The organism is Allobosea sp. TAF32, assembly GCF_052113585.1.
Classification (GTDB): domain Bacteria; phylum Pseudomonadota; class Alphaproteobacteria; order Rhizobiales; family Beijerinckiaceae; genus Allobosea.
Window position 1 is genome coordinate 340,451 of sequence record NZ_JBFRDM010000001.1, and the last position, 26,669, is coordinate 367,119.

Sequence of the window (26,669 nt, forward strand, 5' to 3'; positions counted from 1 at the left end):
GACAGCCCCAATCAGGGAGGGGAACAGCATGTTGAAACGTATCGCAGCCATGACGATGGCGGTCGCCCTTGCGGCGGTCGCGAGCCTGGCGGCTTCCACCGCCGAGGCGGGACCGACGCTCGACCGGATCATGAAGGATAAGAAGATGGTCGTGGGCGTCGCGCCCTGGAACCGCTTCGTCCTGCTCAATCCGAAAACCAACGAATACGAGGGCTTCATCGCCGACGATATTCGCAACTTCGAGCAGATGACCGGGATCAAGGTCCAGCTCGTCAACACCACATGGAGCGGGCTGGTCGCCGGGCTCCAGGCCGGGCAATGGGACGTAGTGATGAGCGGGCTCGGCGCCACTCCCGAGCGCGCCACCGCCGTCGCCTTCACCGACCCGATCGGCTACCTGTCCTCGACTGCGATGGTGCGCGCCGACAGCCCCATTCAGCGCTTCGAGGACCTCGACAAGCCGGGCAACACCGTCTCGGTGGTCAGCGGAACCGCGGCACAGCAATTCGCGCAGCGAAGCTTCAAGAACGCCAAGGTGACCCCGCTCTCCGATACGGCTGCCGCGGTTCTCGAGGTCATGCAGGGACGTTCGACCGCCTATATCGGCGATTCCGTCTCGAATGCGCTGCGGGCCGAGGAGCGTCCGACCGAGCTGCGCAACGTCAGGTTTGCGGCCGACAAGACCGAATGGACGAGCATGAACCACGCGGTTCGCTACGCCGACCTCGACCTCGTGGTGTTCCTCAACACCTATGTCCGGGCGATGCAGTTGCGCGGCTGGTACCGCAGCCTCGCCGAGAAGTGGAACCTGCCGCCCGAGCTCGCCACCGGGCCGCGCTGAGCCAAGGCGGCCCGGCGATGCGCGGCCGCTCCGCCGCGCATCGCGCTCTCATTTCGTCTGCATCGCGCGTTCAGGTCCGCACATGAACTATACCTTCCAATTCGGTGTTCTCACCGACTATGGGCCGTATCTCGCCTGGGGCCTCTGGCATGCCTGGTGGACGAGCTTTCCGGCCATCCTGTTTTCGACCGTGCTCGGCATCGCCTTGGCTGCGATGAGCATGTCGCGCAGCAGAGCGGTGCGCGGTGTCTCGATCGTCTTCGTCGACCTGTTCCGCACATTGCCCGTGGTGGTGCTGCTGATCTGGATCCACTACGTGCTGCCGATCCTGACCGGCGCCTCGCTCTCGCCGACGATGAGCTCGATCATCGCGCTCTCGCTGAACGGAGCCGCCCTGGCCTGCGAGGCCTTCCGCGGCGGGCTCGAGGCGATCCCGCAGACGCAGGTGCAGGCGGCGCAGTCGCTCGGCTTCTCCCGCTGGAAGGTGATGCGCTACATCACCCTGCCGCAGGCCTTCTTCGCCACCTTGCCGTCGCTGACCAACGTCCACATCACTGTGATCAAGAACGTGACCGTGACCGTGCTGATCGCGGTGCCCGAGGTGATGTTCCGCGCGCAGGAACTGACGGTTCAATTCTTCCGCCCACTCGAATTCTACACCGGCGCGGCGCTGCTCTATGTCGCGCTGATCTGGGGCTACACCATCCTGATGCGCATGATCGAAAGGCTGCAGAAATGGCAACCGATCTGAGGGCGGCCACCGCCATGCCTGCCGCGCGTGACTTCATTCGCATCCAGGACGTCCATAAATCCTATGGCGAGGTGAAGGTCCTCAACGGGATCTCGCTCGATGTCGCCGAGGGCGAGGTGCTGGTTCTGTGCGGGCCGAGCGGTTGTGGCAAGAGCACGCTGCTGCGCTGCATCAACGGGCTGGAGACGATCAATGCCGGCACCATCACGGTCAGCGGCCGCAATGTCGCGACCGCATCGTCCGACGAGCTCCAGAAGATTCGGCTGTCGACCGGCTTCGTCTTCCAGAATTTCAACCTGTTCCCGCATATGACGGCGCTGCAGAACATCACGATCGCGCCGATGAAGATCCTGGGCCGATCGGCACGTGACGCCAGTGACGAGGGCCGCCGGCTCCTCGAGCGCGTGGGGATGGCCGACAAGGCCGCCTCCTACCCGTTCCAGCTTTCCGGCGGCCAGCGCCAGCGCGTCGCGATCGCTCGCGCGCTGGCGATGAAGCCGACGCTGATGCTGTTCGACGAACCGACTTCGGCGCTCGACCCTGAGATGCGCGAGGAGGTGCTGCAGGTGATCCGCCAGGTCCACCACGACCACGGCATGACCATGGTCGTGGTCACGCACGAGATCGGCTTCGCCAAGAGCGTCGCCAGTCGCGCCATGCTGCTCGACGCCGGCGAGATCGTCGAGGAGGCGCCGGCCCGGAGCTTCTTCGCCAATCCGAGCCAGGAACGCACCCGCCGCTTCCTGCGAGCGATCGTCAACGACTAGCCACGGTGAGCCCGTGCGGGGGACAACCTCACCGCCGGAACCTCCGCTTCTTGGCGAAAAGCCGAGGTCTGCTCGTGGTGCAGCGTGACCTCGGGCTTCGCTAGGCTCCGCTGCCACAAACGGCTGGCTAGCGTGGCCAAGGAGCATGACGAAGCGGGCCCGCGGGTGCGAAGCACGCGCCATCACTGGGCATTGGGTCACGGCCAGCAACCGGACATTCACGTCCCGCACATCGAGGGCAAGGTGCGCCCCACTCCGGGCGGCAACCTTCCTGCCGCCGTCATTGCTGGACGAACGACAGGTCGTTCAACGAGCAGATTGCGGCCGGCTTCACACCACCAGATCGCGCTCCGGCACGGGTTCGCCGCGGGAGACGCGTGCCATGTTGTCGAACATGCGCTTGACCGTCGGCTCGAAATTATCGGCGGCCATCGCGGCGAGATGCGGCGTCACCACGAGATTGTCGAGCGTCAGCAATTCGCTCTCGGCCGGCAGCGGCTCGACCGAGAAAACGTCCATGGCCGCGCCGGCGATCTCCTTCGCCTTCAGCGCCGCGACCAGATCGGCCTCGTTGACGACGCCGCCGCGCGCGACATTGACCAGCACCGCCGTCCGCTTCATCGCCCGGAGCGCCGCCGCATCGATCAGATTGGTCGTCTCCGGCGTCAGCGGGCAATGCAGCGAGACGACGTCCGCCTGCGCCAGGATTTCGGCCATCGAAGCATGCTTCACGCCCAGCGCTGCTTCTTCGGCGGCATCGAGCGGCGTGCGCTTGCTGTAGAGGATGTTGCAGCCGAAGCCCTTGAGCAGCTTCGCCAGGCTCTGGCCGATCGCGCCGAAGCCGATGATACCGACCGTCTTGCCGGACAGCATGAAGGTGTCCCCCGGCAGCTTGCCGGTAGCCCAATGCCCCTGCTTCAGCTCGGCATTGCCATAGGCGATGAAGCGCAGTGCCGAGAGCGTGAGGCCCAGCGCAAATTCCGCCACTGGCACGGCGTTCGAACCGGTGGTTCGCGCGACCGTGATGCCAAGCTCCTTGGCTGCGGCGATGTCGATGTTGTCGTAGCCGACGCCCCATTTGTGCAGCAGCTTCAGCTTCTTCGCCGCACGCAGCACATCGGCGGAGACGCCGACCTGCCCGGAGATCGCGTAGTCGGCCTCGGCGATGATCTCCTTCATGTGCTCGTCGCCGCGCGCGGTCCCATGCGTCAGCACGAAGCCATCAGGCAGCAGCGCGCGAAGCCGGTCGGCCCGCTCGGGGCTGGTCATGTCGAGGAGGACGATGGTCTCGGGCATGGAAAGGTCCAGTCGAATACTCAAGTCAGGAATGCAAGGAGATGCGGTCGGCGAGTTCAGGGCCCCAATCGCTTGGCCCTACCCCGGAACGGCGGAGGTGGAGCACGAAGGCAGATATCGGCGCGCTTCCGCGCCGGACATCAGCCCTTCTGTGCCAGCGCGTCGAGGACCATCTTGGTCGCGCCGGAGATGTCTCCGAGCTTCTCGCCGGCCTTCACGCGCTCCTGATTGCGTTCACCGCGCTCCTGCCGGGCGATGGCGGCGTCGGCAATCGCCTCCGCCTCGGCCCGCGGCAGCACCAGCACGCCGGATTCGTCGGCAAGGATGACGTCGCCGGCCTTGACCGGGACATTGCCGCAGGAGATCGGCAGGTTGAGCGTGCCGCCGAGATTGTAGAGCCGCGTGGTGATCGGCGACATGCCGCGGCACCACATCGGGAAATCGGAATCCTCAATCTCGGCGAGATCGGTGCAGGGGCCATCGACGATGCCGCCGACCGCGCCGGCAGCCTTGGCCGCGACGGTGATGCCGCCGCCCCAGCAGGCATGCTTGTCGTCGCCGAGCCGATCGACAACCAGAATATCGCCAGGGCGAAGCAGGCCGAGCGCGTGATGCAGCAGGGTCGAATCCTGCCCGGGGATCGCCAGCGTCACGGCCGCTGCGGCGATGCGCTTGCCGCGCAACAGCGGCTGGATGCCACGATCCATAAAGCCCCAGTGCTGGGAATGGCCGATGGTCGCGGTCTCGACCTTCTGCAGCTTCTCGACCAGCGCGGCCGGCAACTGCTCGGGCATGGCTTCGATGCGGTAATCGGGCATGAGAGTCTCCTATTTCCCTACGGCACGGGCGACGCCGACGAGGCGCTCGACCACGAGGACGACGGCGAGCGTGGCAACGATCAGAACAACTGACAGCGCTGCGATGAGCGGATCTGTGCGGCCTTCGACATAGCGGACCATCTCCACCGGCAGCGTCGAGGCGCGCGGGCCGGCGATGAAAAGCGAGATCACGGTCTCGTCGAAGGACAGCAGGAAGGACAGGCAAGCGCAGGCGATGAGGCCGGGCGTTGCCAGCGGCAGCGTCACCCGGCGAACGACGCGCCAGGGCGAAGCTCCAAGCGTCGCCGCAGCCGCCTCGATATCATCCGGCAGGTTCGCGAGCGCCGTCGTCATCATCCGAATGACGAAAGGCACCGTCACCGTCATGTGACCGAGCACGAGACCGGGCAGCGTCGCCGTCAGCTTCAGTGGCGAGAAGAACAGCAGGAGTGCCAGCCCCGTGATCAGCGTCGGCAGCAAGAGCGGCGCCAGGAAAAAACCGGTCAGCGCATCCTTTCCAGCAAAGCGCCCTTTCGCGAGGGCGAGCGCCGCCGGCACACCGATCGCGAGCGAGAGCAGGGATACCACCGCGGCGATCCGCACGCTGAGCCAGAGCGCCGCAAGCAACGGCCCGTTGCCGGCGAGCTGCCGAAACCAGCGCAGCGAATAGCCGGAGGGCGGGAACAGGATGAAGTTGTCCGCCGAGAAGGACAACATTACCACCACGACGATCGGCGACAGGATCAGCACATAGACCAGCGCCGCGAAGCCGGAGAGAACGCGCCCTGCCCCGGTCATCGCTGCAGCCTCCGCGCCATCAGGTTGGAGACCACGAGCAGGGCGAGCAGCAGCACGAGTGTGTAGATCGCCAGCACCGCCGCGACCGGCCAGTTGGTGTTGGTCGTTGCCTGCTCGAAGATCTCGGTCGCCAGCACGAAGACGCGCCCGCCACCCAGGAGCTTGGGCGTGATATAGGCCGACATCGACAGCACGAAGCCCAAGCCCGCCGCGAGCGCGATGGCCGGCAGGCTGAGCGGCAAGGTGACGCGCCAGAAGGTCCGGAACGGCGAGGCGCCGAGCGAGCGCGCGGCTTCCTCAAGCGTGCGGTCGAGCCCGCCGAAACCGGCGAGCAGCGCCAGGATCATATAGGGCATGATGCTCTCGGCGAGGCCGATGGTGACGCCGGTCCAGTTGAAGACGAGCTTCAGCGGCGCCGAGATCAGGCCAAGAGACTGCAGGGTCGTGTTGACGAGCCCGCGATCGCCGAGAATGGCGAGCCAGCCGAAGACGCGCACCACGCCCGAAACCAGCATCGGCATGATCGCGACCACCGCCAGCAGGCCGCGAAAGCGAGTGTCCGTCCTGAACAGGAAGAGCGAAACGGGATAGGCGAGGCAAAGCGCTATCAGCGTCGAAAGCGTCGATAGCCAGAGCGAATTCAGCGTCAGTTCGAAGGTGAAGCCGTCATGCAGCGTGGCGCGCCAGGTCTCCAGCGACCAGGCCTCCACCATCGCGCCGGTCGGCCCGACCTCGTTGAAGGCGTTGCGGAACAGCCCGAGCGACGGCCAGACATAGATGAGGAGCAGGAACAGCGCCGCCGGGATCAGGAGCAGCGGCAGGCGTTGCGAGGCGGTCATGACGCCTCGCGTGCGAAGATGCGGCTCTCGCTGCGCGCCCAGACGACCGCCACCTCGGCGCCATCTGCGGGAACCGCAGTTCCGGACGGCATCTCGACGGTGAGCTGTCCATGGCCGCCGTCCTCGACCAGTACCTCGACATGGTCGCCGACATAGACGCTGCGCAGCACTCGGCCGGTCAGGCGCGCCGTATCGCCGCCGGCCGGTTCGGAAACCGGCACGATCCGCATGCGCTGCGGCCTGACGAAGAGATCGGAATCCGCGGCAGCATCCACGGGCAGGGATTGCCCCCACACGGTCGCCCGGCCCTGCCCGTCGCGCGCCAGCGGCAGCACGTTCGCCCGCCCGACGAATTCCGCGACGAAGCGGGTCGCAGGTCGCTCGTAGATGTCTTCGGCGCTGCCGATCTGCGCAACGCGGCCACGATGCATCACGGCGATGCGGTCGCACATCGTCAGCGCCTCGACCTGATCATGCGTGACGAACAGCGTGGTAATGCCGAGCGAGCGCTGGATCGAGCGGATCTCGTGCCGCATCGCATCGCGCAGCTTGGCATCGAGATTGGACAGGGATTCGTCGAGCAAGAGGAGGGAAGGCTGGATCACAAGCGCCCGCGCCAGCGCGACACGCTGCTGCTGGCCGCCCGAAAGCTCCTTGGGGCGGCGCAGTCCGAGCCCGGCCAGTCTGACGAGCGCCAGCGCCTCCTCGATGCGATTGGTGATCTCCCGCTTGCCTACGCCCCGTTCCTCCAGCCCGAAGGCGATGTTGCGGGCCACCGACAGATGCGGAAACAGCGCATAGGACTGGAAGACGTAACCCATGTTGCGCCGGTGCGGCGGCAATCGAGTGATCTCGGTGCCATCGAGAGAGATCGCGCCCCGATCGGGCGCGACGAGACCGGCCAGCATGCGCAGCGTCGTCGTCTTGCCGCAGCCGGAGGGGCCGAGCAGCGCGACGGATTCGCCCCGCTCAATGGACAGCGATACATCGTCCACGGCCACGGCGTTGCCGTAGCGCTTCTGCAGGCTGGAGAGTTCGAGGTAGCTCATCGCAAACCGTTCAGCGCGCCGCCGCGATGACCTCGCGCCGCCAGCGATTGTTCCACTGGTCGCGCAGCTTCAGGATCTCGTTCCAGTCGACGCCGATCATCCGGGCGCGATTTTCCGGCGAGGCGGCCGTGCGGGCCAACGCCTTGGGATCGATCTCGGCCTTGCCGTTGGCCGGCGCATAGAACATCCGCTCGGTGAACGCCTTCTGCGCGGCTTGCGACAATGCATGCGCCACGAAGGCGGCGGCTGCCGCCCTGTTCTTCGAGCCCGCAGTCAGGTTGATCGTGTTGACCTGGAAGACCGAGCCTTCCGGCGGGAGCAAGGCGTTGATCTTGCCGCCGGTCTGGTCGGAATAGAGCTGAGCGCGGGCGTTCCATCCTGTCGCCACCTTCGCCACGCCGTTGAGGATCAGCGAATAGCCGTCGGGGTTGGGCTCGAAGGTGGTCACGCCGGGGGCGAGTTCCTTGAGCTTCTTCATCGCGGCATCGATGGATTTGCGGTAGTCGCCGCCTTCCATCTTCTCGACCATTGCCGTCAGCGCGAGACCCTGGATGTTCGGCGGCGCGGCGAGCGCGATCTGGCCCTTGAGATCGGGCCGCCAGAGATCGGCGAGCTTGGCGAGCTGCGGCTTGAGCGCCGCATCCTGAACGATCACGAGATGGTCGAAAGTCACGGCAGGGCCGTACTCGCCGCCGGCGGCGCGCGCCTCCGGCAACAGCTCGTTCAGCACCGGGAACTCGGCGGGCGTCAGCTTCTCGAACAGCCCTTCGATATTACCGATGCTGGAGGTGGTGACGTCCATGATCGCTACGTCGGTCTGCGGGTCGGCCTTCTGCGCCCGCACGCTGCCGACCATCTGGGCCGAGGTGCCGCCGGGCAGGTAGTTCACCTTGACGCCGGGATGCGCCTGCAGGAACGGCTCGATCACCGCCTTTGTGTAATTGTCCTGAAAGATGCCGGAATAGGACATCAACGTGATCTGCCCCGAGAGCGTCTGCGCCCTAAGGATGGCAGGCGCGGCGATGGTGGCGAGACCGGACTGGACGACGAGACGGCGGGTAATCATCAGAACCTCCTGCTGGAGCGCTGCTCCGGCCGGGCGCCGGAGCAGCGTGCTGCGGTGGTGGGCGTGTCGCAGCTCAGGCCGGAACCTTGGCGGCGAAATGAGCGACGAAGCGGGAGACGATCTCGCTCAGCTTTTCGGCCAGCTTGGCTCCGGTCTCGGGCGAGCACAGCTTCGGATCGCCCTTGCCGACACCGTCATGATAGACCTCGTCATATTCGTGCGGCACGCCGACCTCGGCCCCTTCAAAGCTGGCGGTGCCGAGCCCGGTGAAGGGCAGATCGAGCACGGGATCGCGCTTCAGCGGCTTGCCGGCCGGCACGAAGTCAGGACGCATCAGTTCCGGGAAGAGATGCAGGCCGAGGCTGGTCAGCGGATCGGCGCCGTGGCCGGAGACCTTGGCCGACATCTCGGCGCCGACGATGCCCGGCAGGAGGCCGTAGGCGATCCGCCAGAGATAGAGGCTCGGCAGCACGATGCGCTCGCGCTGGTAGAGTTCGCGCGCGACCTCCGAGATCGGCCCGACATTGCCGCCATGGCCGTTGATGACGATGACCCGGGTCAGGCCGTTGCGATGCAGCGAGTCGACCATCTCGGCGATCACCGCCGTCAGCGTTGCCTGCGAGATCGCAATGCCGCCGATCATCGGCCCGAACCAGTCGGCGCCGCCATAGGGGAGCACCGGCGCGACAAGCGTTCGCACGCCTGCCTTGCTCGCCTGGAGCGCGGCGAGCTCCGCGATCTTCTCGGCGAGGAGATAATCACCCATCGGGGCGTGGGGCCCCTGGTCCTCGTGGCTGCCCATCGGCAGCAGGATCACCGGGTTGGACTTGAGCAGCTCACGCGCCTCCCCGCCGGTGATGGTGCCCATATGGACGAGAGGTTCGGTCTTGGCGGCCATGGCGAGGTCCTTCCCTTGATTTCGGTTGGTGTTCAGCGTTCCGCCGTGCGCGGATCGAGGATGTCGCGCAGCGCGTCGCAGAGCAGGTTCATCGCGAGGATGGTCAGCGTCAGCACGGCGCAGGGCCAGAGCAGCAGCAGGGGAGCCTGCTCCATCGTCGAGCGCGCCCCGCGGATCATCAGCCCCCAGGACGGCGCAGGCGGTACGACGCCGAGCCCGAGAAACGAAAGGCCGCTCTCGATCACCACCGCGGCCGCGACGGCGAGCGAGAACTGCACGAGCAACGGCCCCGCGATATTGGGCAGCACGGTCTTGAACAGCAGATGCGTGGAGCTGGCGCCGAGCGCCCGCGTCGCCTCGACATAGTCGCGCCCCTTCACAGCCAGCACCTCGGCGTAGGTCACGCGGGCGAAGCCCGGCAGGTAGAGCACCGAGAGCACCAGGATCAGCGTCGCTGCACCGGGGCCGAGCAGCGTCACCACCAGCAGCGCCAGCAGCACCGGCGGGAAGCACATGATGATCTCGACACTGCGCACCGTGAGGAACGCGCCCCAGTTCCTTGCCCATCCGCCGATCAGCCCCAGCGTGACGCCGACGAGCCCGGCGGCCAGCGCCGAGGCGAAGGCGACGGAAAGGCTGGTGCGCGCGCCCCAGATCAGCCGCGAGAGCACGTCGCGGCCGAACTCGTCGCGGCCGAGCCAGGATCCGGTCATGGGCCCCGCCAGCCGGTTCGCGACGTCCTGACGGACCGGATCGGGCAGCGGCAGCAGCGGCGCGGCGAGCGCGATCAGGAGGATCAGGGCAACGCAGCCCCCCGGCAGAGCCAGCTTTGTCAGGCCACGCCGTCTCATGCCGCCTGGACCCGCGGATCGATCGCCGCATGCAGCAGCTCGACGAGGAGATTGATCAACAGGAAGAGCACCGAGATCGTCAGGATGATGCCGACGACCATCGGGTAGTCGCGGCCCTCGACCGCACGCAGCAGCGGCGTCGACAGCCCCGGCCAGTTGAAGACGTATTCGACCAGCACGGTGCCCCCGAGCAGCGTGCCCATCTGCAGACCAAGCACGGTAACGACCGGGTTCAGCGCGTTGCGCAGCACGTGCACGACCAGGACCCGACGCGGCGACAGGCCCTTGGCGCGGGCTGTGCGGACATAGTCATGGGCGAGCGCATCGAGCGTCGCCGCCCGCGTCATCCGGAACAGGACGGCGGCAAGCCCCTTGGCGATGGCGATCGCCGGCAGGGCGAGGAGCTTGAGATGCTGCGCCGGGTCCTGTGCGAAGGCCACATAGCCGCCAGCCGGCATCAGCCTGAGCGTCTGAGCCAGCAGCAGGACGAGCAGCGTGCCGACGACGAAGACGGGCACGGCCAAAAGGAGCGCAGTGATCCAGGACGCGACGCGGTCGAAGGTTCCGCCGCGATGGACCGCCGCATAGATTCCCGCCGGCACGCCGAAGGTGATCGCGATGACGGTGCCGGCCAGGATCAGCTCCAACGTCCGCGGCAGCCTGAGCGCGATCTCCTGCAGGACGGGATAGTCGTCGACGAGGGAGTTGCCGAGGTCGCCGCGCAGCAGCCCCGCGAGGAAGTTCCCGTATTGCGCGAGCAGGGGCCGATCGAGACCAAGCTTCTCGCGCAGTTCCGCTACCGAAGCCGGATCGGGCATCGCGCCTGAGGTCGACAGCAGAAGCTCCGCCGGATCGCCCGGCACCATATGGAGCGCCAGGAAGACGATCGTCGCCACCAGCCAGGCCGTCAGCACGGTCAGGATCAGTCGTCGTCCGAGCCAGGCCGCGCTCATCCGAAATAGGTCTCCTCGAGCATGTTGCCTGAGGAGTTGGAGAGCGCGCCGGGCAGGTTGGTGAACCCCTGCACGCTCTTGTCCATCCCGTAGCCCTGCTGCCGCCAGGCGAGGCCGACCAGCGGCACCTCCTCCAATGCGGCGCGCTGCATCTCCTTGTAGATGTCGACGCGCTTGGCCTGATCGAATTCCGCTCGCCCCGCGGCGAGCGCAGCGATCGTTCGCGGCGCGTCCACCTTGAAGGAGCGGCCATGCGAGGGCGAGAGCGAGGTATCCAGCACGACGGTCAGGCCATCGGGGTCGTTGTTGTCCGAGGATACGCCATGGATCGCCATGTCGTATTGCCCGCGCGAGCCGCGGCTCACCCGTGTCGACCAGTCCGGCAGCTGCAGCTCCGCCTGAATCCCGATCGCGGCGAGGTACTGCTGGACGATCTCGGCGGTGTCCTTGTGCATGCCGAACTGAGCCGTGGCGAGCAGCGTCGTCTGGAAGCCGTTGGCGAAGCCGGCCTCGGCCAGCAGGGCCTTGGCCCGCGCCGGATCGTAGTTCCAGCCATGCGCCAGCTCCTTGTCGTACCAGGGCGTGCCCTCGACGATCGGCAAGCCCTCGAGCGGCTTGCCGCGGCCGAAGAAGGCGACCTTGACGATGTCATCGCGCTTCACAGCATGGGCGACGGCGCGGCGCACGCGCGGGTCGTTGAAGGGCGGCTTCGTGCCGTTGAACAGCACGTCCATGAACGGCCCTTCCTGGTTGTCGAGCTTGAGCCGGGGATCGGCTTCGACCGCCGCCATCGACTGCCAGGGCACATACTCGATCATGTCGACATCGCCCGAGACCAACGCCGCATTGCGCAGGTTCTCGTCGGCGTACACGACGAACTTGATGCCTTTGAGCTTCGGAATGCCCGGCTTATAGAACTTGTCGAAGGCGGCGAGCTCAAGCGAAGTGCCTCGCTCCTGCCCGACGAGACGATAGGGGCCAGCGCCGATCGGCTCGTTCGGGCTCGACTTTCGCCAGATGACGAACGTGTTGTAGTTGGCAAACCAGCTCGGCAGCGTCGCCTGCGGCCCCTTGGTGACAAGGCGAACGGTCTGCGGATCGGGAATCTCGACCCGCTCGACCAGCTGGAATTGCGACCGCATATAGGCGGTCGATTTCTCGCCGGCGATCTGCTCGATCGACCACTTCACGTCATCGGCCGTGACCGGTTCGCCGTTATGAAAGACGCAGCCCTTCCGCAGCTTGAAGACCCAGGCGCCTTCCGCGTCGCGCGACCAGGATTCAGCCAGTTCGCCGCGTAATTCGCCCTTGGGATCATAAGAGACGAGGCTGCGGTGGGTCAGCATCTTCACAGTGCCCGCCGATGCGCCGGTCGAAACCCATGGCTGCAGATTGGGCGGGAAGGCGGAGAGCCCGTAGCGGATGATGCCGGAGGAGCGCTGCGCGCGCGCCGGACGGCTCAGGAAGGGCGAAGCCAGGAGTGGAGCGGCAAGGCCACCACCAAGGACGGAACGGCGAGAGATGGTCATCGGCTGATCCTCTGCTGCTATGTCCAATGGCCCGCCGGACTATCCCGGCTCGTGGCCTGGGAAGGAGACGAGTGGCGGAACCGTTCGGGTACGAGCAATTGCCGCGCCAGCGTTCTCGACATGCCGGACGAATCCGAAATCTCGATCCGGAAACCGGCTTCGCAGCATCATGAGAGGCAGCACGGTCATGAGGTTCCCCGGCGTGGCTTCGGCGCGCTTCGTCGCTCGATCCATGCTCTTGATGCACCATGTATACGTGGCGGATTTTTTGCTGTCTACTGCCGACTTGCCCTATACCGCGCAGAATGCGGGGCACCAACGATGACAATGATTGAGCAAGATGAAACGGCTGCCGCGCGCAGCAAGCCGACCCGCGAGCGGGTCTACCTCTATGTGCGGGAGCAAATCCTGCGCGGGCGGTTCCCCGGCGGCTCCTTTGTCGAGGAGGAGGAAATCTCCTCGGCGCTCGGCGTTTCGCGCACGCCGGTCCGCGAAGCCTTCCATCGGCTCGAAGCCGAGAGGTTCATCGACCTGCTTCCGCGCCGCGGCGCGCTCGTCCGGCAAGTCACAGCCCAGGAATTGCTCGATCTCTACGAAGCCCGGCGCATGATCGAAGGGCATGCGATCAGCCGCATCTGCCGGGAAGAAATTCCATTGCCTGCCGACATGCAGGCCATTCTCGACGAGCTCGAACGCATGCCGCAGGACGACTATTTCAACCGGGTCGAACTGAACCGCCAGTTCCATTTCGTCATGGTCGCGGCCGTCGGCAATATCGTACTCTCAGAACTCTACCAGTCGCTTGGCGCGCGCCAGCAACGCGTCGCGATGACCGCGATCCACGCCGACCCCACCCGCATCGCGCGCATCAGCAAGGAGCATCATGCCTTGTTCGCGGCACTCGCCGAATGGGACGAGGAGAAGGCCCTCGCCATTCTTGAGCAGCATCTGCGCCCGATCGTCGGCGTGATCTCGCGCCTGCCAGATTGAGCCGGGCTCCCGGGGCACAGTCTTGGGAACTGCGAGGATCGCCCGGAACCGGGCCGCGCGCCGCAGTCGGCCGAAAGCGAGATCTGGTCGACTGTCTGCTGCATCGCTCGCTACCTTGTCGTCGAGGTCGTCGTCCATGCGAGCCAGCGTTTCCGACCATTCGTCGAACAACTCTGCACGGTCTTCGATGTTGACAGGCGGGCTGAGGGCGCCGGGACGCAGCACGTTGCGATAGAAGTCGACGACAAGCTTCCGGTGTTCGAGCCAGCTGAGCTTGGATAGGTCGCGGCCGCCAACCTTGTTGGCGAGGATCAGTGCAGCGTCACCCGAACAGCGCTTCCATGAACGGCTCCTCATAGTGATCAAGGCGCTTCGCCGCCAAGCGCCGCGCTTGCCTTGGACACGTCGTGCGCAGGTGAAGCGTCTCCTCTCGAGCGAGCCCTTCTCACTAGACGGCACCCTGATCGAGGCCTGGGCCGTGAAGAGCTTCCGGCCGAAGAACGGTGGTAGTGATGGGCGCGATCCACCGACGGACGATAATGCCAACGGCGAACAGAGAGCCGGGAGTAATGGCCAAGTCGACTTCCCTGGCGAGACGCGCTCGAACGCGACGCACGCCTCGACCACCGATCCCGACGCGATGCTCTACCGCAAGAGGCCCGGCGTCGGCGCTATGCTCTACTATATGGGTCATGTGCAGATGGAGAACCGCAACGGTCTCGTCGTCGATGCCGAGACCACCCGGGTTTCCGGTCATGCCGAACGGGTGGGGGCAGTCGAGATGGTCAAGTGCGTCACGGCGCCCTCGAGCAAGAGGCGCGTCACGGTCGGGGCCGATCGCGGTTTCGACACCCGCGACTTCGTCGAGGATCTCCGGGAACTCCGCGCGACGCCACACGTCGCCCAGAACACCGCGGGTCGACGATCGTCCATCGAAGCCTGGACGACTCGCCACCCCGGCTACGCCGCGAGCATCAGGGTGAAAAAGCGGATCGAAGAAGTGTTTGGTTGGATAAAAGGTTAGGCCGGGCAGAGGAGGATGAAGATCCGAGTACTCGCCAAGGTGCGTTTCGCCTTCACCTTCGCAGCCGCCGCCCACCTGGATCGTCTGCCATCTCGGCCCGGTGTTGGACAGTCAAGCGGACGTGCAACACCTCTTTCAAATCGAACACAGTGAAACTTAATTTCGGGCTTCTGGTCGATTGATGTTGCCAGTTTTACTGATTCTGTCTGGTTTTCTCAATGCCCCTTCGCTTCGGCGCATGCTCGCGAGGCCTCTTCAACTTCCCGAATCGGACGCAACAAGTATTGATTCCGTGTTTCGGCAAAATTGCTGATTGGATCAGCGTTGGAGAACGAGCCGGCGACGGAGTAATCTCTGGATAGATCGGCGCCAAAAACGGAAGTGATAGTTAGAGGAAAGCTGTAAGGCCCCTTGGGTTCGATCAGGAGCCATGCGCGCGCCAATTCCGAGCACGGCACGCCTTTCAACACCTCTGTCGCCACGTTATTGCTACCGGGCATCGTCGGGAAATTTCCAATCAACCACGGCTGTCCGGTGGCGCTCGCGCCCATGACATGTAGCACCCCGGGCGAATGCCCGGTTAGGTCAATCACCGGCGTCCCGGGTTGAAAGCCGGCCTCATTTGCGGTTTTCTGGACCGCCTCGATGAATGCTCCCATACCGGGCGCGACTCGCAGCACGCCCCCGCGATCCCCGAGATCGATGAGGTAGTCAGCATGACGCAAAGGACCAGGCTGATAGTACGGCTTCTCGACCCCGAACAGAATTTGGCCTGCCGTGACAAACTGAGCGCCAAACGCAAAGGGCAAAAACAAGGCTATCGCGTTCTCGGGTATAGACCGTACCCTGATGAGAACAATTCCGGACAATACCCAAAATAACCCGACAAGGCCCGCCATGAACCAATAATTATTCGAAGTCCCGAACACAAATGCGAGCGGCAATACCCCAAGAAGAATTGCGGTCTCTCGTCGATCTGCCGTTTCTGGATAGCCGCGGCCACTTCTGTTATAAACGAGCGCGAACAGCCCGGCCGAAAGGCCGATCGCAGCTAGGAACATCTGCTGCCATAGGCCATAATCGTATGGTAAGCCCAAGGAGCCGGAGATAAGCGAAAGCGCGAGGGCGGCACAGATCGCGCAGGAAGCATACGCGACCGCGCGAAGCGCCCTATTTTCCGATGTGATCAGAGAAGCCGAAGCGATGACGGCCAAGCAGCCAATTGCCATTGCTCTGAGAGCTTGCCAATCAAGGGGGATCGGGTCGATCCTGAATATTGCGGAGAGCGTATAGCCCATCCCATAAGCGCCGGCTCTTTCAAGTCCAACCGAAAACCTTTCCATAAAGCCGGCAAGGGAACCATCAAGCACCAGAGCGGTTGCGACCAAAAGGCCGCAAAAGATGAGGGCCACCGCGACTACAAGAGCAACGCTCAGTCGCTTCGCCACGACAAGATAGAGGAGCGATAGCGATCCCGCGATTGCTGCCGTCGTCGGCTTTGCCATGAAGGCCAGCCACCCCCCGAGTGCGATCAATAACCAGCCGACTGCGGTGGAGAGACCAACGGCTCTTCGCGATAGAAGCAGCCCAATGGCCGTCATCATCAAGGCTTGAAAAGCAAGCCAGTTATAGCTCGGTGTTGGCAGCCACAGGCGAAGCATGGCGAGAGAGGTCGTGCCCAGCGCCGCAGCAATAACCAAGCGCGGCAGCCGCCCGCCCACCTGGTTTTGCAGGGCGCTGCTCAACACGAGCCATGAGAGGGCCCATGCCAAAATAAACGTAATTGCTATGTTAATCTGCCTAAGTGTAGCTATGTCATGATTGGATATATCGTATAGATAACTATAAATAAATCCAAATTGCGAAAGTATAAACTTATATTTCAGTGGATTCGAGATCGATGCAAAATAATAACCTTCATCAACTAAATCTATACCCATATTAGAATAAAAGAGCGGAATCCACAGTATTACCGCAGAACATAAAGCAGAAATAGCGACCGCGAATCCAAAAAGAGAAATTCTAAAATTTGAATTACCCATCAAAGCAGTCCGATCGAGATTTATCGCGCCAAATGAGAGACGCAGTTAACTTTCGCCTTGTGCCGGCACGCCTGGCTTTCGAGGCACTCCTGTCATAGCGTTCGCCGAAGTGATGCAATGCGAGGTTTGGCAAGGACAGAAGATCGTGACGCTCGGTGGTCGTAGAGCTCCCAAACCCGCCTTCGACAAGATCTACATAGTGGGAAGCGGTTCGTACTCATTTTGCGGAAGCGCGTCGCGTAAGCCAGCGCGCAACAAGCGCTACCTATGGAGCCAAACCCTCTCGTTGCGATGGTCTCCAATCCGCGCATCGTCCCGGCTTTTCATCGCGGCGCCCAATCGCCAACGCGGTTGCTAATGCATCAACCCACGCGCTGCACGCAAGTGAACTCGATGTCATCCGCGGGGCGGGAGCGATCAGTGACGTGCACCGGGATTGTTTGCCGCAGCCCTCGGCCTATTTGGTCCACCCCCGCTGAATTGCCCCCCCCTTGCAGGATGTCTCGAGGCATAGTGGTCCTGCCCCGCCTTGTGGCCCAGGAACTATGCCAATGTTCGGGCATCGAAAGGTTGGTTCGCAAAGGGCACGAGCAGGCCGCTGAAAAAGGCGCCTCCCAACGGCGCATTGGCGTGTTTCCGTCCTGCTGAGCGGACGGAGGGGTTTGATGCGCGGTATGGACGAAAGAGCGGGGTCGCTGTTCAGCTACGTCGATCTTGAGCGCCGAATCCCCTCTTGGCGGGCTGAACGAGAGCGAGGCGCACACGGACGACCCGGTCAGGATACCAAAGCCACATCGAAGACGCCCGGTGACCCCAGCGAAACCTCGCCGCGCGGGCTATTTCATCACTCTGATAGGGGCAAGCAGGCTAGCCAGGGGCGGATCACGTGATTGGCGCGAAGAGGCGGCTTGTCTTATGGGATGCCGTCCACCGACGACTATACACCTTCGTTCTCCCCGCGTCGTCCCTATGCAGCGTTGATTCGCCCCTTACATCATGACACAGCAATTGGGAACGCCGACTCGGCGCGTTAATCCGGCCGAACACGATGGAGAACGAACACGGTGAAAGACCTTGTCATCTTTGGGATCGGCAATATCGCGGAGCTAGCCGCCTTCTACCTCACCCGGGATGCCGGCCGTCGCGTGGCGGGTTTCACCGTGGATGCGGCCTATGTCACCACGCCTTCCTGGAATGGCCACCCGGTGAGCGCATGGGAGGAGATCGAGCGCCGTTACCCGCCCGAGAGCACCGACGTCTTCGTCGCGGTGAGCTACTCGAAGCTGAACAAGCTCCGGCGCGACAAGGTGGCGGAGGCGCGGGCCAAGGGCTACGACATTGCGAGCTACGTCAGCTCCCGCGCGACCATTTTCGAAGATTTTGTGCCCCGACCCAACCAGTTCATCCTGGAAGACAACACCATCCAGCCGTTCGCCCGGATCGGAGAGAACGTGACCCTGTGGTCCGGCAACCATATCGGTCACCATAGCTCGATCGCCGAGGATACCTTCATCGCGTCCCATGTGGTTGTTTCGGGGGGAGTGACGATCGGGCCGCGATGCTTCATCGGCGTCAACGTCACCATCCGCGATCACGTCACGGTCGGGGCAGATTGTGTCATCGGCGCCGGCAGTTTGATCCTGTCCGATATTCCCGATAACTCGGTTCTGTCACCCCCGGCCACGGAGATTTCAAAGGTGCCGAGCCATCGCTTGCGGCAGATCTGACGGCGATGGCCTGGCGCAAGCTCGGACTGGTCTTCACGCCGTCAAGCCGACATCCGGCGCTGGCCTCCCACGCGGCACTCCCGGTCGCGGCCCCGTTTGCGAGCGATTTCGTCAGGGTTTTCTATTCCGGGCGGGACGAGACGAATCGGTCTTCGGTCGGCTCTGTGGTCATTCGCGTCGCCGAACAGCCGCGGGTCGAGGATGCGCCGCCGGATCCCGTCCTGCAGCCCGGGGTGCTCGGAGCCTTCGACGACAGTGGTCTTGGCGTCGGCAGCGTGGTGCGCGGTGAAACCGAAGATCGGCTCTATTATATGGGGTGGAACGTCGGGGGCTCGGTGCCTTGGCGCAATGCCATCGGTTTGGCGGTGGGCTCGGCGGAGCATGGTCGCTTCGACCGGTTCTCCGTCGGACCGATCATGGATCGCGACACGGTCGACCACTATAGCCTTTCCTATCCTTGGGTCCTTAATTCAAGCCCCGGCGTCTGGACCATGTGGTACGGTACCCACCTCGCCTGGGGCGCAGACAAGGCCGACATGTCCCACGTCATCAGGCGTGCGACGAGCATTGACGGCCTTAACTGGACGCGCAACCCGACGGTCGTGCTCGGTCCGGAAGTAGATGACATCGCTGTCGTGCGCCCCTCCGTCCTTGCCACGAGGGAAGGCTTCCAGATGTGGTTCGCGCGACGCGGGGAGGGTCCCTATGGTCTCGGCCACGCCATCTCCCCGGACGGCATCTCATGGCGTCGTACTGGCGAAAGGATGCCAATACCGGACAGTGGGGGCTGGGAAAACGGCGCAGCGACCTATCCCGGCGCCTTCACCCACGCCGGCCGCCTGTGGCTCCTCTATAACGGTGAAGGCTACGGTGCGACAGGCTTCGGGCTCGCCGTCTGGGAGGAGTGACGGACGAGAACGGTGAACTCCCACAGCCCGTAATCCTGGAGGATGGCGACCTGTCGGCCATAGCGATCGAGGCAGGTCCGCAGCATCGCCACCGGATCGACATAATGCAGATCTTGGCGGCGCCGCTCCGAGTCCGAAGACATCGACAGCATGTTGAAGCCGAAGCCTCGCCGCCCGAGGCGGGCCAACTTGTCGATAGTCGTATCAACATAGATCGCCCAGGCTGATGCATCCGCCCCGCGCCGCACATTGAAGATGCCGCTGGCGATCGCGAAGTCGTAGCCCTCTGGCGGATCGTCGCCGATCCACCAGCGCCGATCCGGCCCCTCGCCGAAGGTCTGTCGCGCCGCATCGATCATGGCGGACGACAGGTCGCAGCCGAGATAGCAGCCGACATGGCCCGCTTCGCGAAGCACCTTCAGGAAGTCGCCATAGCCGCAGCCCAAATCCAGCACGGATGTCGCAGGGTCACTGGTCAGAAGCCGCAAGAACTGCTCGTGCCGCAGCCGGTGAGACGCATCATCCTTCCAATCCACGCCCTTCGCGGTCGGCCCATGACGCTCGATTGCCGCAGTATAATAATCGCGAACCGCGGATTGAATTCGATCCGACACGCCGTTCATCCTGCTGACCCGGCCATTTCGCCGAAGACGATGGCTCGGGTCTGTGCCAGTCCCAGATTGAGGAGGGTATCGACGATCGATACAGCTGGAGCGAAGGCGCCCCAGATTTGCGGGTAGGGCTCTCCGAAACGGCTATAGTCCATCCACTCGACCCGAATACCAAGCGCGTGGAATTCGCCCTCGTCAAGATAGCTCTTGGCTGAGGGACCCGACAGGTAGGCTCGCGCACCGGCGACCGCTGAAAGCTTCACCAGCCGTTCCGTTGGCCGCATCGCAGCCATGTCCTCTCGCGGCAGAAGGTCGATGTCCCGGACGAAACGCGTTTCAATCCTGAGGGCCCGGCACAGGGCCGTCGTCATCGTCTGATTGACGTCGGAGAGTGTCGGCAGATCCGCGACGCTTTCGAACAATTGCCTGACAAATGGAAAAATGTCGTCGAAATGGGGCGCGCGGCGATAGGCGACTTCGATGCTCTTAAGGTGTGTCCGCCACCAATTGGGATCGGCAATACGCACGCCATCAATTGGTGCGTGGAAATTGCCTTTCTGCATGATGGGCACAGACAGCCAGTGAACGCCCTGCGACGTCTTGATGGCGTTGCGTGTTCGCCAGTCGCGGCGGGTGAACTGCACGCTGTCGAAGAACACGAACGTGTCGCAGAGAGCGACAGCTGCGAAGAAGCCTCGCCAGGGGATATAGCTCGACTGAATAATCGCAACGCGTGTCATTCAGAACCGGCGCCCGAAATAGGCAAAGATGGCCTGCGCAACTCTGTGAACTTCGCTATCGTCGAGCGTGTAATACAGGGGCAGGCGCAGAAGGCAGTTGCTGATCTGGTCGGTGACTGCCAGATCTCCCGATGGCCGGCCGAACTTCCGTCCAGCCGGCGCCGAATGAAGCGGCACGTAATGGAAGACGGCGTTGATGTTGTGCGAGTTCAGATAGCGGATTAGATCCGCACGAACCGCCTCCGATTCCAGCAATATCCAGAAGATGTGGCCGTTGACCTCGGTTCCGGTAGCACGGGGCAAGGTAATTTTACCGTCCGCGGCCAGAGGCGCCAGCAGATCCCTGTAGAGGTCATAGACAACGCGCCGCCGCGCGCAGATGGCGTCGGCTTGTTCGAGCTGCGCCATGAGGAAGGCGCTGACGACCTCCCCCGGAGAATAGGACGATCCGATATCCTGCCAAGTGTATTTGTCGACTTGGCCCCGGAAGAAGCGGCTGCGATCCGTACCCTTTTCGCGAATGACCTCGGCACGATCAAGGAGACGCTCGTTGTTGAGGATGAGTGCTCCGCCCTCGCCCGATATGATGTTCTTTGTCTCGTGGAAGGACAGGCAGCCGAGGTCGCCGATCGTACCGAGGGCCTTGCCCTTGTAGGTCGAGAGATGGGCCTGAGCCGCATCCTCCACCACCATGAGATCATGGCGTTGGGCAATGGCCATGATGGCATCCATGTCGCAGGCCAGGCCTGCATAGTGGACGGGGACCACCACTTTCGTCCGCTCGGTGATCGCCGGTTCGACAAGAGCCGGATCGATGTTGAGCGTGTCGGGATCGATGTCGACGAAGACCACCGTCGCACCGCGCAAGACGAAGGCGGTCGCGGTAGCGGAGAAGGTGAACGAGGGCATGATCACCTCGTCTCCCGGACCCACATCCGACAGCATCGCCGCCATCTCGAGGGCCGCGGTGCAGGAGTGGGTCATCAGTGCGCGGCGGGCAGACAGAGCCTGCTCCAGCCACTCCTCACAGCGCCGCATAAACGGCCCACCGCCCGCGATGGTGCCATTCTGAATCGCCTGAGCGATGTATTCGAGTTCTTTCCCGACTATTGCAGGCCGGCCGAAGGGGATTTTCTCGCTTCGAAGGTTGTTCACAATGTCGCTTTCTGAGTGCTTCGAATCATGCGCCGCCGGTCTCCAGAGGGCCTGGTGGCCTATGATCGCGAGTTGTTTTGACAGTCGGCGCTGGCTATGTCTACTCGCATAAAGGGCTTGTCCCGCTACGCTCAGGACACTGTTTTGGCCGACCAAATTGATAGCCGCCGTGCTGAGGGCGGTCATTGCCCAGCCTGCGGCAGCCAGGGCGCCGTGGCTCTTCCAATTCCCTCAACCGACAGATCCGTCCTGAGTGACGGGCGTGTCATGCCGCGTCGATTAGACAAGATTGGGTGCCGGGCTTGCGGGCTTATCCGTCATCGCGAGCCTCTCTCCGCGGCAGAAGTGGCGGCTATCTACGCCGAGGACTATGATCTGCCGGCCTTGTCGAGCCTCGCCGACGACGCGCGCGGCGAGGCTTATGCTCAAGTGGTGGCGGGCGCCCTTGACGGGATGCCCAGCCTCGGCCGCTTACTCGAAGTTGGCTGCGGCTCCGGCGCGACCGCTCGTTCCCTGGCGCGCGTATTGCCGGTTCACCAAGTCTGGGGTCTGGATCCGGCGCTCCCCGACAACGTATTGGGGACATTGGGAAAGGTCACGCTGTCGAAAGGGTTGCTCGACGATCGAACTGAGTCGGATTGGCGCGATTTCGACGCGGTAGTTGCGATCAATACGATCGAACATACGCCCGATCCCTCCGCCTTCCTCGCGGTGATTTCCGAGCGTCTTCGCCCTGAGGGAAAAGCCGTAATCATCTGCCCAACCGCAACCCCTGCGAACTGTGAGCTGCTGTTCTTCGATCACCTTTGGACATTGTCGCGTGCTGCGTTTTCGGCGTTCGCGACCGTAGCCGGATTTCGCGTTTCCAAAACACTCGCCCTCGACGGAGCGCTTGCCTGCTTCCAGGGTTTTGTATTGGAAAAGGGTCACAGCGTGGGCGAAAATATGCCGCTCACGAACCTGGCAAACGCGGTACGATATCTTGCAGCCTGGCAAGAACTGGATGACGTTTGGTGCGACCGGCTCGACGCCCTAGGCGGCCGCGTTCAGATCTTCGGTGCAGGACAAATGGCCGCGGTCATCCGCGCATATGCTCCGCGCGCTTGGGCCCGCGTCGAGCGACTTGTCGTTGACAATCCCTCCGATGCCTGGAACCTCGGCCGGGTCGAGCGCTACCTACCCGCAGATCATGCTCGCGGTTACCGCACGATTGTGGCCGTCAACCCGCTGGCAAAGGAAGCCGTCGCCCAGCGCATCCGTCGAGACGGCGGCGAGCCCCTTATCATGCCGGATGCCATTCAATTCTAGGAGTGCACCATGACCGCAATTACGGAGCGCAGCTACGGCATTCATCGCCGGGTCGCGGCAGAAAATGACCTCGATGATGCCTGCGAGACGCTTGCGACCCTGGGCTATGGCGTTCTTAACGGGGGGTACACGTCGGCTGAGCTCGACGAGTTGTCGGCAGCCTTCGACGCCGCCCGATTGCACTCGGAGGAAGCGGCGGGCGGCCGAGAAATCCTGCGGGAGCTCGACGAGCACAACACGATCCGGGTCGCGTTCCACCACGACCGCAACCTACTCGCGCTAGCCACCAACCAGCGTGTCCTGACCGTCGTGCGGCGCGCAATCAGCGACTATTTGGTGCTTTCCCAACAAAATGGAATCATCAATCCGGCCAATGCCGCTGAGTATAATCAGGGCGCCTGGCATCGCGACCTACCCTACCAGCATGTCGTGTTTTCACGGCCGATGGCCATTAATGCGCTGTTCTGCGTCGATGATTTCACATTGGAGAACGGCGCCACGATCGTTCTGCCGGCAACCCACAGGCAGGAAGATTTCCCATCCTCTCGTTTCGTTCAAAGCGCCGCACTTCAGATCACGGCGCCGCGCGGCAGCTACATTCTACTCGACTGCATGACTTATCACACGGGTGCGACGAATCGGACTCCGATGGATCGGCGCGCCGTCAATCACGTCTATACGAGCCCAATCATCCGACAGCAGATCGATCTGCCGGCCTTGCTTGGAGAATCGTTTACGGATGACCCGCACGTGCGGAAATTGCTGGGCTACGGCGTGAAAACGCCGCGGTCGTTGGACGAATATTACGCCTCGCGCCGACGGTGACGGCAACCAACTGAGCGGGCCTGGGACCGACCACGATCTTGCCCGATGCAAGCTGCCACGCGCCGCGAGTGTCCCAATGAGGCAGGGCATGCGCCGTAACCCTCACGACGCGAAGGCGGAGACACAAGTTCTATGCGCTCAAGCGGCCCATGCGCTCAGCGTGACGCCCGCGACGATCAGTCCTAGTCCGGCGAGTTGGGTGGCGTTCAAAGCTTCATGAAGCAGGAGCGAAGCGGCGACTGGCGTAAGGACGAAGCTCAGCGCCATAAACGGATACGCCACCACCAATCCTGCCTTCTCCAGCGCCAGCGCCCAGGACACACTGGCCAAGACGCCGGCAAAAAAACCGGAGAGCACGCCAAGATCAGTGTACATGGCCAGCAGATAGCTGAGCCTCTCTCCGGACGCGACCGGCGCATGCACGACCGCACGAGCCTTGACGATCAGCTGTGCATAGATCGTGAGCGCCAGCGTGATCCCAATCCATATGAATTTGTCCATCATGCGATCTCAGTCAGAGGATTTCCATGCCACCTGGCAGCATTGGCAGGAATGCGCGACGGCTTATAAGTCCCAAACCTCGATCGAGATAGCTGGAATGACGGGCGACGATGATGCTGATGATTCGGCTCATGACCACCCTGGTGCGCCGTTAACTCTGCAATTTTGCTGCTCCATGCGTCTCCAAGAGTGGTGCCGCCGCGGAAGTTCGCAGGCACGAATCTGGCAGGATGATCTGTATATGACTGCGGCGCAGGCACAGCTCTGACTCTTGCTTCTGTTCAATCGCGCAGTAAAGCCTATAGGCCAATGATATGCGGACAAAATGCCTCATTGCGTCGATGAGGACCGAACGTTGCCGGCTAGGGAAAATACGTTGAGCGGATTTTATGGACTGAGCAGTGATCGAATTCGGCACTGGGCGGGCAATCTGCTGGTCGTAGGCGTCCCCGCCCTTGCCATCCTCGCAGTTGCTGGATTCGGGCAGCCGTTATTCGAGACAAACGATGATGCTGCGCTCGCTATGGCGGGCAGTGGCTTCGGGCTCGCCGCAGAACCCGAAGCGCATCTGACATTTTCGCATATCGCTTATGGCGTGCTCTTAAATGCACTCAGCCTTGTTTTCGGTCCTCAGGCCCATGGCGCCGCAACTCTTGCGGCCCTCGCATTGAGTCTCGGGCTCTGCATCGATGTCTACCGCACCTCTCGCTGCAGAAACCCTCTGTTTTTCGTGGCCATTCTGTCAGTAGGGAGCGCCATTTTCGCAAGCGCAATGCTGCGACCGCAGTTCACTATAACAGCGTCGATTCTCAGCGCGTCCAGCATTGCAGCCTACCTATTTCATAATATTCTCCGTCGAGATAAAATTGATGCCAATGGGGATAAGATTTTATTTAATATCAGAAATATTCTAATTTTTACTGGAATTATACTTGGATACGCGATTAGGCCGTCATCTGCTTTGGCGACCCTCGCCGCCCTCTGCCCGGCAATAATATTGCTGTTTGCTCGTGGCTCAAAAAAACAACGCGCGGATTGTATCAGATTTTCTGCATTGATCTTGATCGTATACGGCGCTCTTGCCGGAGTCGATTGGATTTCTTACGCGCTTTCGCCAGCGTGGAACGAGGTTATAAGCTACAATATGCTTCGGAGTCTTTTCACAGACTTCGGAAGAATTCAATATAATTCTGAAAGCGATGCCTTTCGGCGAGCAGCTTGGTCTGAAAATGACTACATGATGATTCAGAATTTCTTCTCTGATTCATCAATTTACGACAAATCTATCCTGGCTGAACTCACCGGCGACTATGCCGTAGATCAAATATTTTCGTTATCGGCCGTCTTGGCGTGGATATGGGCGCCGCTACATTGGCCGGTGGTCTATTGCTTGCTTGCTGCGCAAGTTGCGCTGGTCCTCTGGTCAACCGGATCGCGGAGAGCCTTGGGTCTGCTGATATTGGGGCAATTTTGCGTGATTGCCCTCGTCGCGGTTACGGGCCGCCCACCCCTATTTCGGGTGTGGTTCGCCGCAGGCGCGGTCACGATTGTTTTCCAGTTCGCGCTGATCGTCGCCTTCGGGCGATCGCAATCGCGATCTCGCTGGCCGATGCAAGCAGCGCTGAGCCTCTTCTTGATCGGATGCGGCGCGTTCGGCTTAGAGCGGGTCATCTCGGAGCATCGCGCCGATATTCGCAGCGCCGCCGGATATCGTGCAACCGTCGAAGAGGCGCGCGCGGCGTTAGATGGTAACCTGGTCGCCTGGGGAGACTCCCTCAAGTGGGAATGGCTGGTTACCCCGACACGGGTCTATTTTCCTCTGACGGAGTTCGGCGTGATTCCGATCGGAGGCTACTCGAGAACGCCTATCGCGAGCGGTGCCATGCGGCGCGAAGGCATTTCAGATTTGTCGAAAGCCCTTTGCACCGATGGAAACATTCGCCTTGTCGCCGCCTCTCCTTTAATTCCATTGCTTTCCATATTCTGCGCGGAACATTATGGCACCATGGGGACGTTCGAGCCTATAGCATCTGTCGGAGGGTCGAATGTGTATCGATTGCAGTTGACCGGGACGGCAAGATGACTGCACGCGAGAGAAGCTGGCGCTGATCGCCGACACCTCGTTGTCGGGCCTTCCGGGGCGCGCGAACTCGACCTGGTGATCGCTGAGCGCGGCAGGCCGACGATGATTGTCAGCGACAACGCCCTATGTCGGGACGCGCCTTTGGGATTTAGCCAACCGGTCGCCTCGGGACGGTGGATCGCCGACATCGGCAGTAAGCGGGACAACCGCAAGAGCCCGCCAATTTCTGGCAGAGAGTCGGCCGGTCCATTTTCAACCTGATGAGGGGTATCGGGCTGCTTGAGCGGCGATGTTTCGGA

General features: G+C 62.7%; 24 protein-coding genes and 2 pseudogenes. 11 read left to right on the forward strand and 15 right to left on the reverse strand.

The genetic code is table 11. The features are described from left to right. The first annotated feature begins 28 nt into the window (after nucleotides 1-28). The 3 genes from AB4Z16_RS01470 to AB4Z16_RS01480 all read left to right on the forward strand — a co-directional run bounded on the left by AB4Z16_RS01470 (nucleotide 29) and on the right by AB4Z16_RS01480 (nucleotide 2,359). On the forward strand, nucleotides 29-841 hold the full coding sequence (locus AB4Z16_RS01470; protein ID WP_441509548.1) for a transporter substrate-binding domain-containing protein: 813 nt from the start codon (nucleotides 29-31) through the stop codon (nucleotides 839-841). Nucleotides 842-923: 82 nt separating this feature from the next. Beyond that, nucleotides 924-1,592 carry an amino acid ABC transporter permease gene (locus AB4Z16_RS01475; RefSeq protein ID WP_441509549.1) on the forward strand — a complete coding sequence of 223 codons (669 nt, stop codon included), beginning with the start codon at nucleotides 924-926 and terminating at the stop codon, nucleotides 1,590-1,592. Continuing rightward, nucleotides 1,577-2,359, forward strand: a complete 783-nt coding sequence (locus AB4Z16_RS01480) for an amino acid ABC transporter ATP-binding protein (RefSeq protein ID WP_441509550.1) — start codon at nucleotides 1,577-1,579, stop codon at nucleotides 2,357-2,359. Before AB4Z16_RS01475 ends, AB4Z16_RS01480 begins: the two co-directional genes overlap by 16 nt. A gap of 330 nt (nucleotides 2,360-2,689) precedes the next feature. Here the strand turns inward: AB4Z16_RS01480 and AB4Z16_RS01485 are convergent, their stop codons facing one another. The 10 genes from AB4Z16_RS01485 to AB4Z16_RS01530 all read right to left on the reverse strand — a co-directional run bounded on the left by AB4Z16_RS01485 (nucleotide 2,690) and on the right by AB4Z16_RS01530 (nucleotide 12,456). After that, nucleotides 2,690-3,655, reverse strand: coding sequence for a 2-hydroxyacid dehydrogenase (locus AB4Z16_RS01485; protein WP_441509551.1), 966 nt, complete (start codon nucleotides 3,653-3,655; stop codon nucleotides 2,690-2,692). A gap of 140 nt (nucleotides 3,656-3,795) precedes the next feature. After that, on the reverse strand, nucleotides 3,796-4,473 hold the full coding sequence (locus AB4Z16_RS01490) for an RraA family protein (protein WP_441509552.1): 678 nt from the start codon (nucleotides 4,471-4,473) through the stop codon (nucleotides 3,796-3,798). 9 nt (nucleotides 4,474-4,482) lie between these two features. Next, a complete protein-coding gene (locus tag AB4Z16_RS01495; protein WP_441509553.1) occupies nucleotides 4,483-5,271 on the reverse strand; it encodes an ABC transporter permease in 789 nt (262 codons plus the stop codon). Then, entirely contained in the window at nucleotides 5,268-6,110 is an 843-nt protein-coding gene (locus tag AB4Z16_RS01500) for an ABC transporter permease (RefSeq protein WP_441509554.1), read from the reverse strand. The genes AB4Z16_RS01495 and AB4Z16_RS01500 overlap by 4 nt, the downstream gene beginning before the upstream one ends. Beyond that, entirely contained in the window at nucleotides 6,107-7,159 is a 1,053-nt protein-coding gene (locus tag AB4Z16_RS01505) for an ABC transporter ATP-binding protein (RefSeq protein ID WP_441509555.1), read from the reverse strand. The genes AB4Z16_RS01500 and AB4Z16_RS01505 overlap by 4 nt, the downstream gene beginning before the upstream one ends. A 10-nt stretch (nucleotides 7,160-7,169) precedes the next feature. Further along, nucleotides 7,170-8,225 (reverse strand): extracellular solute-binding protein, encoded by a 1,056-nt coding sequence (locus AB4Z16_RS01510; protein WP_441509556.1) that lies wholly within the window; start codon nucleotides 8,223-8,225, stop codon nucleotides 7,170-7,172. Between the two features lie 73 nt (nucleotides 8,226-8,298). After that, nucleotides 8,299-9,123: a creatininase family protein gene (locus tag AB4Z16_RS01515; protein WP_441509557.1), complete on the reverse strand. Its 825-nt coding sequence runs from the start codon at nucleotides 9,121-9,123 to the stop codon at nucleotides 8,299-8,301. A 32-nt stretch (nucleotides 9,124-9,155) separates the two neighbouring features. Next, entirely contained in the window at nucleotides 9,156-9,974 is an 819-nt protein-coding gene (locus AB4Z16_RS01520) for an ABC transporter permease (protein ID WP_441509558.1), read from the reverse strand. Continuing rightward, a complete protein-coding gene (locus tag AB4Z16_RS01525; RefSeq protein WP_441509559.1) occupies nucleotides 9,971-10,927 on the reverse strand; it encodes an ABC transporter permease in 957 nt (318 codons plus the stop codon). The genes AB4Z16_RS01520 and AB4Z16_RS01525 overlap by 4 nt, the downstream gene beginning before the upstream one ends. Next, the gene (locus AB4Z16_RS01530; protein ID WP_441509560.1) at nucleotides 10,924-12,456 is read right to left on the reverse strand and encodes an ABC transporter substrate-binding protein; all 1,533 of its coding nucleotides are present in this window, start codon (nucleotides 12,454-12,456) and stop codon (nucleotides 10,924-10,926) included. The genes AB4Z16_RS01525 and AB4Z16_RS01530 overlap by 4 nt, the downstream gene beginning before the upstream one ends. Before the next feature lie 327 nt (nucleotides 12,457-12,783). Between AB4Z16_RS01530 and AB4Z16_RS01535 the strand changes: the two genes are divergently transcribed. Next, complete coding sequence (locus AB4Z16_RS01535; protein WP_441509561.1) at nucleotides 12,784-13,446, forward strand: GntR family transcriptional regulator; 663 nt, start codon at nucleotides 12,784-12,786, stop codon at nucleotides 13,444-13,446. A 412-nt stretch (nucleotides 13,447-13,858) separates the two neighbouring features. Further along, nucleotides 13,859-14,623: pseudogene (locus tag AB4Z16_RS01540) on the forward strand (transposase); the annotation flags it as partial. A 62-nt stretch (nucleotides 14,624-14,685) separates the two neighbouring features. On the opposite strand, the gene AB4Z16_RS01545 reads toward AB4Z16_RS01540, so the two are convergent. Continuing rightward, nucleotides 14,686-16,512, reverse strand: a complete 1,827-nt coding sequence (locus AB4Z16_RS01545; RefSeq protein ID WP_441509562.1) for a hypothetical protein — start codon at nucleotides 16,510-16,512, stop codon at nucleotides 14,686-14,688. Between the two features lie 1,064 nt (nucleotides 16,513-17,576). On the opposite strand from AB4Z16_RS01545, the gene AB4Z16_RS01550 reads away from it, so the two are divergent. Beyond that, nucleotides 17,577-18,239 carry an acetyltransferase gene (locus tag AB4Z16_RS01550; protein ID WP_441509563.1) on the forward strand — a complete coding sequence of 221 codons (663 nt, stop codon included), beginning with the start codon at nucleotides 17,577-17,579 and terminating at the stop codon, nucleotides 18,237-18,239. A gap of 5 nt (nucleotides 18,240-18,244) precedes the next feature. Next, nucleotides 18,245-19,147, forward strand: a complete 903-nt coding sequence (locus AB4Z16_RS01555) for a glycoside hydrolase family protein (protein WP_441509564.1) — start codon at nucleotides 18,245-18,247, stop codon at nucleotides 19,145-19,147. Here AB4Z16_RS01555 and AB4Z16_RS01560 read toward each other — a convergent pair. The 3 genes from AB4Z16_RS01560 to rffA form a co-directional block, all read right to left on the reverse strand. Next, nucleotides 19,105-19,635, reverse strand: a complete 531-nt coding sequence (locus tag AB4Z16_RS01560; RefSeq protein ID WP_441509565.1) for a class I SAM-dependent methyltransferase — start codon at nucleotides 19,633-19,635, stop codon at nucleotides 19,105-19,107. The two genes, AB4Z16_RS01555 and AB4Z16_RS01560, sit on opposite strands and share 43 nt — an antisense overlap. A 131-nt stretch (nucleotides 19,636-19,766) precedes the next feature. Then, on the reverse strand, nucleotides 19,767-20,498 hold the full coding sequence (locus AB4Z16_RS01565; protein WP_441509566.1) for a WbqC family protein: 732 nt from the start codon (nucleotides 20,496-20,498) through the stop codon (nucleotides 19,767-19,769). Further along, nucleotides 20,499-21,839 carry a dTDP-4-amino-4,6-dideoxygalactose transaminase gene (gene rffA / locus AB4Z16_RS01570; RefSeq protein WP_441509567.1) on the reverse strand — a complete coding sequence of 447 codons (1,341 nt, stop codon included), beginning with the start codon at nucleotides 21,837-21,839 and terminating at the stop codon, nucleotides 20,499-20,501. A 159-nt stretch (nucleotides 21,840-21,998) separates the two neighbouring features. Here rffA and AB4Z16_RS01575 point away from each other — a divergent pair, with 159 nt between their 5' ends. Next, nucleotides 21,999-22,961, forward strand: a complete 963-nt coding sequence (locus AB4Z16_RS01575; protein WP_441509568.1) for a class I SAM-dependent methyltransferase — start codon at nucleotides 21,999-22,001, stop codon at nucleotides 22,959-22,961. Between the two features lie 9 nt (nucleotides 22,962-22,970). Further along, nucleotides 22,971-23,786, forward strand: a complete 816-nt coding sequence (locus tag AB4Z16_RS01580; RefSeq protein ID WP_441509569.1) for a phytanoyl-CoA dioxygenase family protein — start codon at nucleotides 22,971-22,973, stop codon at nucleotides 23,784-23,786. Nucleotides 23,787-23,924: 138 nt separating this feature from the next. Here AB4Z16_RS01580 and AB4Z16_RS01585 read toward each other — a convergent pair whose 3' ends face one another. Further along, nucleotides 23,925-24,290 carry an EamA family transporter gene (locus AB4Z16_RS01585; RefSeq protein ID WP_441509570.1) on the reverse strand — a complete coding sequence of 122 codons (366 nt, stop codon included), beginning with the start codon at nucleotides 24,288-24,290 and terminating at the stop codon, nucleotides 23,925-23,927. A 373-nt stretch (nucleotides 24,291-24,663) separates the two neighbouring features. Between AB4Z16_RS01585 and AB4Z16_RS01590 the strand changes: the two genes are divergently transcribed. Both AB4Z16_RS01590 and AB4Z16_RS01595 read left to right on the forward strand, forming a co-directional pair. After that, the gene (locus AB4Z16_RS01590) at nucleotides 24,664-26,370 is read left to right on the forward strand and encodes a hypothetical protein (protein ID WP_441509571.1); all 1,707 of its coding nucleotides are present in this window, start codon (nucleotides 24,664-24,666) and stop codon (nucleotides 26,368-26,370) included. After that, nucleotides 26,366-26,490 (forward strand): annotated as a pseudogene (locus AB4Z16_RS01595) (IS3 family transposase); the annotation flags it as partial. The gene AB4Z16_RS01590 and the pseudogene AB4Z16_RS01595, both read left to right, overlap by 5 nt. Nucleotides 26,491-26,669 lie beyond the last annotated feature (179 nt).